Source organism: Amorphus sp. 3PC139-8, assembly GCF_040750475.1.
Classification (GTDB): domain Bacteria; phylum Pseudomonadota; class Alphaproteobacteria; order Rhizobiales; family Amorphaceae; genus Amorphus.
The window spans coordinates 68189-82874 of the sequence record NZ_JABJVY010000020.1; the positions used below are offsets into that span (position 1 = coordinate 68189).

Here is a 14686-nt window from a genome sequence, read left to right on the forward strand (position 1 = left end):
CTCCGTCACATGAGAACGGTGGGCCAAGGACGCTTGCATCTGGGCCGCGTTTGCTTGGCTGGCCAGCCGGCGAAAGCCGCTTCCAGGCCGGAACGGCACCGATGCCAGCCGCAACCGCAATCACCAGATCGCGGAGGATGGCGGCGACATCGGCGAGCCAGTCCATCGCCGGACACCGCGCGTATTAGAGATCCAGCACGAGCCGCTGCGGATCCTCGATCGCCTCTTTCACGCGGACCAGGAAGGTCACGGCTTCCTTGCCATCGACGATGCGGTGGTCATAGGACAGCGCCAGATACATCATCGGCCGGATCACCACCTGACCGTTGACGGCCATCGGGCGCTGGTCGATCCGGTGCATGCCGAGAATGCCCGACTGCGGCGCGTTCAGGATCGGCGTCGACATCAGCGAGCCATAGACACCGCCGTTTGAGATCGTGAACGTGCCGCCCTGCATCTCGTCCAGCTTGAGCTGGCCGTCGCGCGCACGCTTGCCGAAATCGTTGATGGTCTTCTCGATCTCCGCGATCGAAAGCTGATCGGCGTCACGCACCACCGGCACGACCAGGCCCTTCTCGGTGCCGACCGCCACGCCGATATGGTAGAAATTCTTGTAGACGATCTCGTTGCCGTCGATCTCGGCGTTGACGTTCGGGATCTCCTTCAGAGCCTGGATCACCGCTTTGGCGAAGAAGCCCATGAAGCCAAGGCGAACGCCGTGCTTCTTCTCGAAGAGATCCTTGTAGCTCTTCCTCAGTTCCATCACGGCGCCCATGTCCACGTCGTTGAACGTGGTCAGCATCGCCGCGGTGTTCTGGGCATCCTTCAGACGGCGCGCGATGGTGGAGCGCAGCCGGGTCATTTTCACCCGCTCTTCGCGCGCGTCGTCCTCAGCCGCGACCGGCGCGCGCGGCGCCTTGGCCGCAGGCTCGGACGACTGCATGTCGGTCAGCCCCTTCTCGATCGCCGCCAACACATCCTCTTTCAGGACCTGGCCGCGCTTGCCCGTACCTTCGACCTGGTCGGCGGAGAGCCCCGCCTCCTTCAGGTGCTTGGCGGCCGCCGGCGACGGCGGCATGTCCGAGCCGCCCGAAGCCGCCTTCGGGGCTTCGCTGGCGGCGGGCGCGGCTTCCGTCTTCGCTTCGGCCTTGGGTGCCGCCGCGGCGCCGCCCTTACCGGCCAGCACTTCGCCGAGCAGTGCACCGACTTCGACCGTGTCGCCTTCCTTGGCCGCGATCGACCCCAGCGTTCCGGCTGCCGGAGCCGGAACCTCGACACTCACCTTGTCGGTTTCCAGCTCGACCAATGGCTCGTCCTGAGCGACGCTGTCGCCTTCCTGCTTGAACCACTTGGCAATCGTCGCTTCCGTCACGGACTCACCGAGCGCCGGCACCTTGATCGCCACGCCTTCGCCACCACCGCCGCTGTCGGACGGAGCCGATTCCGCTTCCGCCTTGGCAGGCGCTTCTTCGGACTTCTCAGGAGCCGCCTCCGCGGGGGCGGAAGCTTTGGCCGGCGCCTCCGACTTGGCGGCACCGCCACCTTCGGAGATCTCACCCAGAAGTGCCCCGACCTCGACCGTGTCGCCGGATTTGGCCGAAATCGAGCCGAGCGTTCCCGCCGCAGGAGCCGGCACCTCGACCGTGACCTTGTCGGTCTCCAGCTCGACCAATGGCTCGTCCTGGGCGACCGTGTCGCCCTCGTTCTTGTACCACTGGGCGATCGTCGCCTCGGTGACGGATTCCCCTAGGCTGGGGACGCGGATCTCAGTGGCCATGGCGCCTGCTTCCGTATGCTTCTTCAGTCGTGAATTGCTGCGTGTCGATTGAATTCGGGTGAGATTCCGGCACTAGGACGAAGAACCGAGAGCCTCTTCCAGGAATGCCTTGAGCTGTGCGGTGTGCTTCGACATCAGGCCCGTCGCCGTCGAGGCGGCGGGATGACGCCCGGCGTAGCGCGGCGCGCTCTGCGTCGATCCGGCTTGAGCGAGCACCCATTCCAGGAACGGCCGGACGAAGGTCCACGCGCCCATGTTGGCCGGCTCTTCCTGACACCAGACCATCTCGGCGTTCGGGAACCGCTTGAACTCGTTCAGCACCGACTTCGACGGGAACGGATAGAGCTGCTCGACGCGCAGGAGATAGACGTCGTCGATGCCGCGCTCCTCACGCTCCTCCAGAAGGTCGTAGTAGACCTTACCGGAACACAGCACCACGCGCCGGATCTTGTCGTCGGGGGCAAGATTGCCCTCGCCACCGAGCTTGCCGTCGCGATCGTCGAACAGGATCCGGTGGAAGCTCGTCTCCGGCGTCATTTCGTCCAGGCGCGACACAGCCCGCTTGTGCCGCAAGAGCGACTTCGGCGTCATCAGGATCAGCGGCTTACGGAAGTCGCGTTTGATCTGGCGACGCAGGATGTGGAAATAGTTCGCTGGCGTCGTGCAGTTGGCGACTTGCATATTGTCTTCGGCGCAAAGCTGCAGATAGCGCTCCAGACGGGCGGAAGAGTGCTCCGGCCCCTGGCCTTCGTAGCCGTGCGGCAGCAGCAGCACCAGGCCGGACATGCGCAGCCACTTGCGCTCGCCCGACGAGATGAATTGGTCGATCACGACCTGGGCGCCGTTGGCGAAGTCGCCGAACTGAGCCTCCCAGCACACCAGCGTGTTCGGTTCCGCCAGCGAGTAGCCGTACTCGAAGCCGAGCACCGCCTCTTCCGAGAGCATCGAGTTGATGACCTCGTAGCGCGCCTGGTTCTCCGACAGATTGTTGAGCGGAATGTAGCGCTCTTCGTTCTCCTGATCGTAGAGCACTGAATGGCGCTGGGAGAACGTGCCGCGCTCGACATCCTGGCCGGAAAGCCGGACCGGAAAGCCTTCCACCAGCAGCGAACCGAATGCGAGGGCCTCGCCGGTCGCCCAGTCGATCCCCTCACCGCTCTCGATGGCCTTACGGCGATTTTCCAGGAAGCGGCCGATGGTGCGGTGGGCATGGAAGCCCTCCGGGGTCTCGGTCAGCTTCTTGCCAATCTCTTTCAGGGCCGGCTCGTCCACGTCGGTCTTGCCGCGGCGCGGGTCGTCCGGGCTGTCGGCGATGCCGAGGCCGCTCCAGCGACCGTCGAGCCAGTCGGCCTTGTTCGGCTTGAAGCTCTCGCCGGCGTCGTATTCCTGCTCCAGCCGGTCGCGCCACGCCTGCTTCATGCCGTCGAACTCGTCCTGGCTGACGAGACCTCCGTCGATGAGCTTCTTGGCGTAGACATCCAGGGTCGAGGGGTGATCCCGGATCACCTTGTACATCAGCGGCTGAGTGAACGCCGGCTCGTCGGACTCGTTGTGCCCGAAGCGCCGGTAGCAGAACATGTCGATCACGACCGGCTTGTGGAACTGCTGACGGAACTCCGTCGCGATCTTCGCGCAGTAGACCACGGCTTCCGGATCGTCGCCGTTCACGTGCAGGATCGGCGCTTCGATCATCTTCGCCACATCGGAGGGATAGGGCGACGAGCGCGCGAAGCGTGGATTGGTCGTGAAGCCGATCTGGTTGTTGACGATGAAGTGGATCGAACCACCGGTGCGGTGTCCCTTCAGGCCCGATAGCCCGAAGCACTCCGCGACGACGCCCTGGCCGGCAAACGCCGCATCGCCATGCAGGAGCACAGGCATGACCATGGTGCGCTCGGTATCGGAGAGCTGATCCTGCTTGGCGCGGACCTTACCGAGCACGACCGGATCGACGATCTCCAGGTGCGACGGGTTCGCCGTCAGCGACAGATGCACGTTGTTGCCGTCGAATTCGCGATCCGACGACGCCCCGAGATGGTACTTGACGTCGCCCGACCCCTCCACCTCGTCGGGCGCGAACGAGCCACCCTTGAACTCGTTGAAGATCGCCCGATGCGGCTTGCCCATCACCTGGGCAAGCACGTTGAGGCGACCGCGATGCGGCATGCCGAGGACGATGTCCTTCAGGCCGAGGTTGCCGCCGCGCTTGATGATCTGTTCCAACGCCGGGATCAGCGCCTCGGCGCCGTCGAGACCAAAGCGCTTGGTGCCCGTATATTTGACGCCCAGAAACTTCTCGAAGCCTTCCGACTCGATCAGCTTGTTCAGGATCGCCTTCTTGCCGTTCTCGGTGAACTCGACGCCCTTGTCCGGTCCCTCGATGCGCTCCTGCAGCCACGCTTTCTCCGTGGGATCGGAGATGTGCATGAACTCCACGCCGATGGTGGAGCAATAGGTGCGCTTCAGGATCGCCTTCATCTCGCGGATGGTCGCGAACTCAAGCCCGAGCACGTTGTCGATGTAGATCGGCCGGTCGTAATCGGCCTCAGTGAAGCCGTAGGTCTCCGGCTTCAACTCATCGTGATCCTCAAGCCGCGCAAGGCCGAGCGGGTCGAGGTCGGCGTGCAGATGGCCGCGCACGCGATAGGCGCGAATCATCATCAGGGCGCGCACGGAGTCGCGGGTTGCCCGCAGCGCGTCGGCCTCGGAGATCTCGACGCCCTTTTCCTGGGCCTTCTTCTTGACCTTGTCGCCGATGACGGTCTCGACCGGGCCCCAGTCGGCATCAAACGCCGAGACCAGCTCGCCGTTCATGGGGATCGGCCAGTCCTTGCGCTGCCAGGGGGCGCCGCGCGCTTCGGCCAGAACCTGGTTCTTCTCGTCCTTCAAGGATTTGAAGAAGACCTGCCATTCGGCATCGAGCGATGCCGGATCGGTCTGATAACGGGCGTAGAGATCTTCGAGGTATGCGGCGTTGCCGCCATAGAGAAAAGAGGTTTGAGTGAAGAACTCGTTCGCCTCGTTGCTGCGTGCCATCTTAGCGTCGCGGCCCCGATATCGGGTGCCGTCTCCTCATTTTCGTTCCGGATGCGAGGCCATAGGCTCCGCGGGTGTGGTCTCGTGCCTGTCGTGCCGCAGGTCGTGGCGGCACACAAGCCTCAGAAGTGTCTGGCGATGGTCTCTGGGAGAAAAAACGTATTCAAGGTCTGCCGTTGGCCGCGCACCATTCTCTCGCCATCCCAGAACGCCGCCATGTAGGCTGCCGGCAAATGATCCAGCATATCGACATCGTTTCGCGTCTCGGTCATTACAACCGGACGCGCGCGCTCAAGCATCATTCGTCCGCCGTCGAGCACGTTCGCTTCGAACCCCTGCACATCGATTTTGACGAACACCGGCGCGGCGTCCGACATCAGATCGTCGAGGGTCGCGACCTCGCACGTCACGGATCGGATCTCCAAACACTCCCGATCGAATCCCGCCAAATTGTCGGAACTCAACCAGTTTTCGGCTTCCGCCTTGTCCAGGGAGGCGAGGCCGTCAAACATCCAACCGTTATAATAGGGAATGTAGAGCGACAATTCACCCGGCCGATTTCCCAATGCGATCGACCGGATTTCGACGCGTCGATCGTCGGCGTAGAGCCGCTTCAATTCGTCCGCAACCAGCGGGTTCGGTTCAAACGACACGATCCGGGCCTTCGGCATGAACAGCCGGACAGCATCGATGCTTTGGCCCCGGTTGCCACCAATGTCGAGCACCAGGCCGTCGGGCGGTAGATTCAGCGCTTTGAGTGCTCGAAAGTCGTCTTCGAAAGGCCGTCCCAGGCGACGTCGCACACTGCGCTGCACGGCATTTTTCAAGCCGAACAGCCACGGGAGCCGAACTTGCGCACCGCGTATAAAGCGCGCGACGTCTGGTTGCATAGATCAGCCTTTGAGCACGTCCACGAGCGTCTTGCCGAGCTGGGCCGGGGACGGTGACACCTTGATCCCGGCCGCTTCCATGGCAGCGATCTTGTCTTCCGCGCCGCCCTTGCCGCCAGAGACCACCGCACCGGCATGCCCCATGGTCCGCCCGGGAGGCGCCGTGCGTCCCGCGATGAAGCCGACCATCGGCTTCTTACGACCCTTCTTGGCCTCGTCGGCGAGGAACTGCGCGGCGTCTTCTTCCGCCGAACCGCCGATCTCGCCGATCATGATGATGGATTCCGTGGCGTCGTCGGCGAGGAACATCTCAAGGACGTCGATGAACTCGGTGCCCTTGACCGGGTCCCCGCCGATGCCGACGGCGGTCGTCTGGCCAAGGCCGGCATTGGTTGTCTGGAACACCGCCTCATAGGTGAGCGTGCCTGAGCGCGACACCACGCCCACGGAGCCCTTCTTGAAGATGTTGCCCGGCATGATGCCTATCTTGCACTCGTCCGGGGTCAGGACGCCCGGGCAGTTCGGGCCAATCAGGCGCGAATTCGACTTGTCGAGCTTCGCCTTGGCCTTGACCATGTCGGCCACCGGAATGCCTTCGGTGATGCAGACGATCAGATCGATTTCGGCGTCGATCGCTTCCTCGATCGCGGCCGCGGCCCCTGCCGGCGGCACGTAGATCACGGAGGCGGAGGCACCGGTTTTGTCCTTGGCTTCCGCAACGGAGGCAAAGATCGGCAGTTCCACCGCCTTGCCGCCGGCGTTACCCTGCCACATCTCGCCGCCCTTCTTGGGATGGACGCCGGCCACCATCTGCGTCCCATGATAGGCGAGCGCCTGCTCGGTGTGGAACGTGCCGGTCTTACCGGTCAGCCCCTGCACGATCACCTTGGTGTTCTTGTCGACGAGAATGGACATAACGAGCCTTCTTTACCTGTGCATCGAGTGGCGACCACCGTCCGAGCGCGCCGCCCGCGCAGGCGGGCGCGGGGCCGGCGGCCGGATATGCGTCGCTACTTCACTGCCGCAACGATCTTCTTCGCGGCGTCGTCGAGATCGTCGGCGGCCGTAATGGCGAGTCCGCTCTCGTTGAGGATCGCCTTGCCCTTCTCCACGTTGGTGCCTTCCAGGCGCACAACGAGCGGCACCTTCAGGCCGACTTCCTTCACCGCGGCCACCACGCCTTCCGCGATGATGTCGCAGCGCATGATGCCGCCGAAGATATTGACCAGGATGCCCTTCACGTTCGGATCGGCAGTGATGATCTTGAACGCAGCCGTCACCTTCTCCTTCGAAGCGCCGCCACCGACGTCGAGGAAGTTGGCCGGCTCCGCCCCGTAGAGCTTGATGATGTCCATCGTCGCCATGGCGAGGCCGGCGCCGTTGACCATGCAGCCGATGTTGCCGTCGAGCGCCACATAGGCGAGGTCGTGCTTGGATGCCTCGATTTCCTTGGCGTCCTCTTCGGTGATGTCGCGCAGCGCCTTGATGTCCTCGTGACGGAACAGCGCGTTGCCGTCGAAGGAAACCTTCGCGTCGAGCACGCGGAGATGGCCGTTGGTCATCACGATCAACGGATTGATCTCAAGCAGGCTCATGTCCTTTTCGACAAAGGCTTTGTAGAGCACCGGGAACAGCGCCATGCCGTCGGCGCGCGCATCGCCCTGAAGCTCCAGCGCATCGCACAGCTTGGTCGCATCGGCCTCGCTCACGCCCGTCTCCGGATCGATCGCGACGGTGATGATCTTCTCCGGCGTCTCCGCCGCGACGGTCTCGATGTCCATGCCGCCTTCGGTGGAGGCGACGAAGGCCACCTTGCCCACCGTGCGGTCCACGAGCAGCGAGAGGTAAAGCTCGCGCTCGATGTCGGCGCCATCCTCGATATAGAGCCGGTTGACCTGCTTGCCGGCGGGGCCGGTCTGCTTGGTCACCAGGGTGTTGCCGAGCATCTCCTTGGCGAAGGCCACGACCTCGTCGACCGACTTGGCAAGCCGGACGCCGCCTTTCGCGTCAGGGCCGAGTTCCTTGAACTTGCCCTTGCCGCGACCGCCGGCATGGATCTGGCTCTTGACCACATAAAGCGGTCCGGGAAGCGTCTTGGCGGCGGCTTCGGCCTCGGCTGCGTCGGTGATCGGCACACCGGCGGCCACCGGCGCGCCATAGCCCTTTAGGACTTCCTTGGCCTGATATTCGTGGATGTTCACGGGCTGTCTCCCGGCCTATCGAGAAGCAAAAAAGAGGAAGGGCCGGATCGCCCGGCCCTTCGGCAAATCAGTCGTTGAGCGCGGGCTGGATGCCCTTGCAGGCGTCCATCAGGCCGCGCACGGCATCGACGGACTTTTGGAAGTTGTCCTTTTCCTCGCCTTCCAGCGAGATCTCGACGATCCGTTCCACACCGCCTTCGCCGATCACGGTCGGGACGCCGACATACATGCTGTCGAGGCCGTACTGGCCGGTGAGGTAGGCAGCGCAGGGCAGCACGCGCTTTTTGTCGCGCAGGTAGGCTTCCGCCATCGAGATGGCCGAAGATGCCGGGGCGTAGAAGGCCGAACCGGTCTTCAACAGGCCGACGATCTCCGCGCCGCCGTCGCGAGTGCGCTGAACGATTTCTTCCAGGCGCTGGTCGGTGGTCCAGCCCATCTTCACGAGATCCGGCAGCGGAATGCCTGCGACGGTGGAGTAGCGCACCAGCGGCACCATGGTGTCGCCGTGGCCGCCGAGCACGAACGCGGTCACGTCCTCGACGGAGACTTTGAACTCTTCGGCAAGGAAGTAGCGGAAGCGGGCGCTGTCGAGAACGCCGGCCATACCGACGACCTTGTTGGCCGGCAGGCCGGAGAATTTCTGCAGTGCCCAGACCATGGCGTCGAGCGGGTTGGTGATGCAGATCACGAAGGCGTCCGGCGCATTGTCGCGGATGCCCTGGCCGACCTGCTCCATGACCTTCAGATTGATGCCGAGCAGATCGTCGCGGCTCATGCCGGGCTTGCGCGGCACGCCCGCGGTAACGATCACCACATCGGCGCCGGCAATGCCTTCGTAGCCGTTGGTGCCGGAGACGGCCGCGTCGAAGCCTTCAACGGGCGACGCTTCGGCGATGTCGAGCGCTTTGCCCTGCGGCGTACCTTCGGCGATGTCGAACAGAACGACGTCGCCGAGCTCTTTCAAGCCGGCGAGAAGCGCAAGCGTGCCGCCGATCTGGCCAGCGCCGATCAATGCGATTTTGGTGCGCGCCATGAGAACCGGACCCCTTTGATTTTTCGAGACGAAGACGAGCGAAGACTGGCGCCGGAGGGCGAGCCGGGGGTGTCACTACTCCCTTTGGGAAGCCGGTTCAAGCCACGAGGCGACCGTGTATGCGCCGATTTGATCCATCAAGTCATCGGCATCTGTTCCGACGCTTCGAGATAGCCGGCCGATCGCATTTCCACGAGCCGGGACGCGGTCCGCTTGAATTCGAATGCCTCTGTACCGTCCTCGCCGGAAAACAAATGATCGGGCTCCGCCGCCGCTTCGATCACCAGCCGAACGTGAGCGTCGTAGAGTACGTCGATCAAAGTGATGAAACGTTTGGTCTCGTTGCGGATCTGCGGCGACATCTCCGGCACCTTGGTCAACACCACGGTGTGAAAACGGTCGGCGATCGCGCGATAATCGCTCGCCCCGAGCGGACGCTCGCAAAGATCGGAGAAGGCGAACCGGGCGACCCCGCCGGCGACCTGCGGCACCTCGACCTTGTGGCCGAGTACATTAAGGGTCTCCGGCTTGGGATCGAGACCACCGAGCAGGCGCCGCCACAGCCGGGAAAGCGCCGCGGTGTCGTCGGGCACGCCGCTCAAGAAGTAGACCTTGGCGCCGGCGAGCTTGTCGAGGCGATAGTCGGCATGAGCGTCGAGGCGCTGGACGTCGACATTGCGCTTCAGCAGCTCCACGAAACCGAGGAAAAAGTTACGGTTGAGCCCGTCCTTGTAGAGGTCGTCCGGCGCCACGTTGGAGGTGGCGACCAGCACCACGCCCGCTTCGAACAGCCGTGTGAACAGCCGGCCGAGGATCATGGCATCGGCGATATCGGTCACGGAGAACTCGTCGAAGCACAGAAGCTGGGTTTCTTCCGCGATCGCCGCGGCCACTGGTGGGATCGGGTCGTCCCCTTTGAGCTTGCCGGCGGTGATGGCCTCACGCGTGGAATGAATGCGGGAGTGGGTGTCGGCCATGAAGGCCGTGAAGTGCGCCCGCCGCTTGGCCTGGATCGGTACGCTCTCATAGAAGAGGTCCATCAGCATGGTCTTGCCGCGACCGACCTCCCCCCAGAGATAAAGCCCCTTCGTCTTGGGGCCCTTCTCACGCCGCTTGAACAGGCGGCCGATCATACCGGCTTTTGCCTCCCCGCCATTTCCGGCGCCGTTCGCCAGCGCATCGGCGAGTTCGCTCAGGCGTTCGGCAACCGCTTCTTGGGCGGGATCGCGATCGATCGAGCCGGCAGCGACCATCGCGTCGTAGCGATCGAGCACGGTATCAGAGGACATGGAAGCTCGCAGGTCACAAGCGGGAGGGGACGCTTCTCATCTAGACGATTGTGCGCCGCGATGAAATCCTCCCACGCTCGGCCCGCCGCGGGCGGTTGAAAGCCCGGTGCGGCTTCGCTACCGCTTTTGCCATCGTCGCGCCGCCCTGCTGCCGGCCGGCGCTGACCGGAGGAAGACCCATGGCTTACGAGACCATTCTCTATGAGACGCGCGGCAAGGTGGCCGTCATCACGCTCAACCGCCCCAACGCCATGAACGCGCTGAACGCGCAGCTCGTCGACGAGCTCACAGATGCGTTGAGAGGCGTCGACAACGACCCCAAGCTCGGCGCCAGCGTCGTGACCGGGTCGGAGAAGGCGTTCGCCGCCGGGGCCGACATCAAAGAGATGGCGTCGCTCGACTATGTCGCCGCCTATACCGGCAACTTCATTGCGCCATGGGACCAGGTGGCGACCATGCGCAAACCGGTGATCGCGGCGGTCTCGGGCTATGCGCTCGGCGGCGGCTGCGAGCTTGCCATGATGTGCGACTTCATTCTGGCGGCGGAGAACGCCAAGTTCGGCCAGCCCGAGATTACGCTCGGCATCATGCCGGGCGCAGGCGGCACTCAGCGCCTCACCCGTTTCGTGGGCAAGTCGAAGGCGATGGAGATGGTCCTGACCGGCCGGCTGATGGACGCCGCCGAGGCCGAACGCTCCGGACTTGTCTCGCGGGTCGTGCCGGTGGACGAGCTTCTCGGCGTCGCCGTGGCTGCGGCGGAGAAGATCGCGGACTTCTCCCATCCGATCGTGATGATGACCAAAGAGAGCGTGAATCGCGCCTACGAGACCACCCTGGCCGAAGGCGTGCGGTTCGAGCGCCGGCTGTTCCATGCCATGTTCTCGACCGAGGACCAGAAGGAAGGCATGGAGGCCTTCGTCGAAAAGCGCACGCCGCAGTTCAAGAACCGCTGACAGCGGCGCGCCCTCTTCCCATATGGCCCCAAGAGCGCAAGTGCGAAATGCTCGCCCAGCCGTTGACCGGGCGAGCCGAGGGGCGTATAGACGCGCCCTTATCCAAAGATGCCGCGACTTCAAAAGCTGGTCGGCAGCGGGTCTCTCCGAAGGGTCCCGACACCAACAGCTTCCCCGGCGTCGTCGAACACCCGAGCGAACCGGTTCGGCCCGCGCAGAGCGATGCGGCGGTCAGGCCGGAAATGGCAACCGATAGCGGCTCACGCAGCGTCCCGGACGCGGCCTGGGCGAGACACGAGACAAGGACAGGAGCGTCGATGGCCAACACGCGATCGGCTAAGAAGATGACCCGCAAGATCGAGCGGCGGACCGAGATCAACAAGTCGCGCCGTTCGCGCATGCGCAGCTTCGTGCGCAAGGTAGAGGAAGCGATTGGGTCCGGCGATGCGGCCGCGGCCCTTGCGGCCTTCAACCAGGCACAACCGGAGATCATGCGCGCGGCGAGCAAGGGCGTGATCCATAGCAATACTGCAAGCCGCAAGGTCTCGCGGCTGGCGCAGCGGGTGAAGGCGCTGGCCGTCTAAGCCGGTCCCGCACGCGTCAAAAGACGGTTTCGAACGATGGGCCCGGCGTCTCCGCGCCGGGCCCATTTTCGTCTATGCACGGCTTTCGTCACGGTCTGCGGCGCTATCCACGTCTGTCCACAAGGGTTAACCGGCTAAACGATCCTGCGATCGCTGCCAGTGTTTCAAGCTCTGCGGAGGCGGCCAAAAAAATGAAGAATTTACAAAGAGTTAGGACATGGTCGATTCAATGGATGGCGATTTCCATCCAGAAAGCATGTCAAGAGTGAACGGCAGAAAACTTTTTTGCCGACTTCCTTCCACAATGCACCAGGTACGCTTTCATCCCAGGAATCCATTGAGTCGAAACGGGTTGTCGGATCGGCTGCGAAAGGGTTCTCATTCTGGTCCCATCCCCTGGCTCGCCGCGTTTACGATTTGGTCATCACAAGCCATTGCGGCCCTCGGAGCGGCGTTGTATCTTCAAGTCATCGCCGGGCACAAAGCCCCGGCAACTCCCAGTAAAATCCAAAATGTTTCAGTAAAATTTGCGTATAGTTTTCCAGATTTAAGTAGATGGAGAGGACATGGCGACATCATCTCCCTCTAGACCTACCAGAAAATAATCACTAGTCTCCCGGCAGCCGACTTGGCCGAACGTCACTGCGTTCGGGACGAAGTCGTGTTGCCATCAAAAGCCAACCGAAAGTTGCAGAAGGCGCCGGCCAGCGCAGGACGGCGTGCCATGGGGTTTTTTTGTCGATGACGTCGGACGAAGCCTATGCGGGCGACCTCCCGAGCACGGAGGCTTGGAACGCCCTGAAAGAAAACACGAGCGCGGTGCTCATCGACGTACGCACCCAAGCTGAATGGACTTTCGTTGGCATTCCCGATCTCTCAGGGGTCGGAAAGATGCCGGCGCTTGTCGAATGGCAACGCTATCCGACGATGGACACGAATCCCGAGTTCGTGGATCTGGTTGGCAAGGCGCTCGCCGAACGCGGCGCGACGGCAGACACCCCGATCTATTTCCTATGCCGCTCCGGCGGCCGCAGCCGCCAAGCGGCGATCGTCATGACGGCAGCGGGCTTCAAGGCCTGCTTCAACGTCTCCGACGGCTTCGAAGGCCCCATCGACACCGCGCGCCACCGAGGTGGCGTCGCGGGATGGAAGGCCTCAGGACTTCCCTGGATTCAATCCTGACCGATTGACCCCTTAAAGGCTCGCAAAGAGCCGGACCGCCGGAAGATAAATAGCCGGCTTACAAAATAAGGCGCAGCAAATGCGCCGACTTCGATCAGTACCGAGGCGGACCAACAAACAAAGCGGAGAAGGAGTGGACACGATGACGACGGCCCAGATCGACACCACGCTGGAAGACCAGTGCGAAAGCGTGAAGTCGCGTTTGCGCCATGAGTTCGGTGAAAACGTCTATTCTAGCTGGTTTGCGAGCATTGACTGCGAAAGCCGGCAAGGCGCCGTCGTGTCGCTGTCCGTTCCAACCGCGTTCATCCGTCAGTGGGTCAAGAACCACTACGGGGACCGGATCCTGGAGCTGTGGCAGCGCGAGGCCAAGGACGTTCAACGCATCGAATTCGTGGTTCGCGGTGCTGTCCGTACGCCCGTCCAGGCGCGGCCCGCCCAGGCGGAAAAGCCTGCGCCCGCGCCGAAGGCTGCCGCTCCTGCCTCCTCCTCCGCACCGAGCCTGACCACCCCGACGCCGGTTTCCGCCGCCGGCGAGGCTCAAGACGCTCTGGACGGCTCTCCGCTCGATCCCCGCTTCACCCTCGATTCGTTTGAAGAGGGCGCCTCTAACATGCTGGCGCTTGCCGCCAGCAAGCGGGTCGCGATTGCGGCGTCCGGCGAGGCCGTCGCCTTCAATCCGCTGTTCGTCTATGGCGCCGTCGGCTTCGGCAAGACGCACCTGCTCCAGTCCACCGCCGCAGAGGCCCGCCGGCGCACGCCGCGCCGCGTGCTCTATCTGACGGCGGAGCATTTCCGCTATCGCTTCGTGGCCGCGCTGAAAAACCAAACCGCGCTCGCCTTCAAGGAGCTCCTGCGCGACATCGATCTGCTTCTGATCGACGACCTGCAGTTCCTGCATGGCAGCAAGGTTCAGGAAGAGTTCGGGCACGCGCTCAATGCGCTGGTAGACGGTGCTCGTCAGGTGGTGATCGCCGCCGACCGCCCGGCAAGCGAACTCGATGGTCTCGAGCCACGGGTGCGCTCGCGGATCGGCGCCGGTCTCTCTGTCGAGATCGGCGCCCCGGACCTGGACCTGCGCCGCAAGATCCTGACCCGCCGGCTGGCCGCCCAGAAGACCGCGTTCCCGGAGCTTGATTTCCCGCACGAAGTGCTCGACTTCGTCGCACGCTCCGTCACCACCAACGGCCGTGACCTGGATGGCGCGGTGAACCGGCTCGTGGCCCGCAACCAGCTCACCGGCGCGGCCATCACCCTCGACATGGCAGAGTCGGCGCTGAAGGATCTGCTGCGGGCGCGCGAAGGCCGCCGCCCCAAGATCGAGGACATCCAGCGCGTCGTGGCGCAGCACTTCAACGTCTCGAAGGCAGATCTGGTGTCGGCGCGCCGCACCCGCGCGGTGGTTCGTCCGCGTCAGGTCGCCATGTGGATGGCCAAGACGCTCACCCCGCGCTCGCTGCCGGAAATCGGCCGCCGCTTCGGTGGACGTGATCACACAACTGTTTTACATGCCGTCCGCAAGATTGACAGCCTGCTTGCCAATGACGAAACCCTGGCTCAGGACATCGAAACCTTGAAACGGCTGCTCGACGCCTAGTAAACGACAGAAATCGACTTCACGTCAATCGAATTGGACCGGGCCGGAATGGCCCGGTCTTTTTTATGTCGAAGAGCCGAATGTACCGATCGCCGCCGTTGGAACCGCGAACCGGTGTCCACTTCGCCTGGAAGGCGGCCCACC

General features: G+C 63.5%; 11 protein-coding genes. 4 read left to right on the plus strand and 7 right to left on the minus strand.

The annotated features are described in order from the left end of the window. Nucleotides 1–184: 184 nt before the first annotated feature. The 7 genes from odhB to zapE form a co-directional block, all read right to left on the minus strand. Nucleotides 185–1777, minus strand: a complete 1593-nt coding sequence (gene odhB, locus HNS03_RS17780) for a 2-oxoglutarate dehydrogenase complex dihydrolipoyllysine-residue succinyltransferase (protein WP_367197237.1) — start codon at nucleotides 1775–1777, stop codon at nucleotides 185–187. A 72-nt stretch (nucleotides 1778–1849) separates the two neighbouring features. Further along, a complete protein-coding gene (locus HNS03_RS17785) occupies nucleotides 1850–4813 on the minus strand; it encodes a 2-oxoglutarate dehydrogenase E1 component (protein WP_367197238.1) in 2964 nt (987 codons plus the stop codon). 122 nt (nucleotides 4814–4935) lie between these two features. Continuing rightward, entirely contained in the window at nucleotides 4936–5538 is a 603-nt protein-coding gene (locus HNS03_RS17790; RefSeq protein ID WP_367197240.1) for an FkbM family methyltransferase, read from the minus strand. 168 nt (nucleotides 5539–5706) lie between these two features. Further along, nucleotides 5707–6618, minus strand: a complete 912-nt coding sequence (gene sucD / locus HNS03_RS17795; protein WP_367197242.1) for a succinate--CoA ligase subunit alpha — start codon at nucleotides 6616–6618, stop codon at nucleotides 5707–5709. Nucleotides 6619–6713: 95 nt separating this feature from the next. Then, nucleotides 6714–7904: an ADP-forming succinate--CoA ligase subunit beta gene (gene sucC, locus HNS03_RS17800; RefSeq protein WP_367197243.1), complete on the minus strand. Its 1191-nt coding sequence runs from the start codon at nucleotides 7902–7904 to the stop codon at nucleotides 6714–6716. 67 nt (nucleotides 7905–7971) lie between these two features. After that, entirely contained in the window at nucleotides 7972–8937 is a 966-nt protein-coding gene (mdh, locus tag HNS03_RS17805) for a malate dehydrogenase (protein ID WP_367197245.1), read from the minus strand. 137 nt (nucleotides 8938–9074) lie between these two features. Further along, entirely contained in the window at nucleotides 9075–10226 is a 1152-nt protein-coding gene (zapE, locus tag HNS03_RS17810) for a cell division protein ZapE (protein WP_367197247.1), read from the minus strand. A 179-nt stretch (nucleotides 10227–10405) separates the two neighbouring features. Here zapE and HNS03_RS17815 point away from each other — a divergent pair, with 179 nt between their 5' ends. From HNS03_RS17815 to dnaA, 4 genes are all read left to right on the plus strand, one after another. After that, nucleotides 10406–11179, plus strand: a complete 774-nt coding sequence (locus HNS03_RS17815) for an enoyl-CoA hydratase (RefSeq protein WP_367197249.1) — start codon at nucleotides 10406–10408, stop codon at nucleotides 11177–11179. A gap of 317 nt (nucleotides 11180–11496) precedes the next feature. Next, nucleotides 11497–11763 carry a 30S ribosomal protein S20 gene (rpsT, locus tag HNS03_RS17820; protein ID WP_367197250.1) on the plus strand — a complete coding sequence of 89 codons (267 nt, stop codon included), beginning with the start codon at nucleotides 11497–11499 and terminating at the stop codon, nucleotides 11761–11763. A gap of 741 nt (nucleotides 11764–12504) precedes the next feature. Further along, on the plus strand, nucleotides 12505–12945 hold the full coding sequence (locus tag HNS03_RS17825) for a rhodanese-like domain-containing protein (RefSeq protein WP_367197252.1): 441 nt from the start codon (nucleotides 12505–12507) through the stop codon (nucleotides 12943–12945). A 142-nt stretch (nucleotides 12946–13087) separates the two neighbouring features. After that, nucleotides 13088–14542 carry a chromosomal replication initiator protein DnaA gene (gene dnaA, locus HNS03_RS17830; protein ID WP_367197254.1) on the plus strand — a complete coding sequence of 485 codons (1455 nt, stop codon included), beginning with the start codon at nucleotides 13088–13090 and terminating at the stop codon, nucleotides 14540–14542. Nucleotides 14543–14686: the final 144 nt, after the last annotated feature.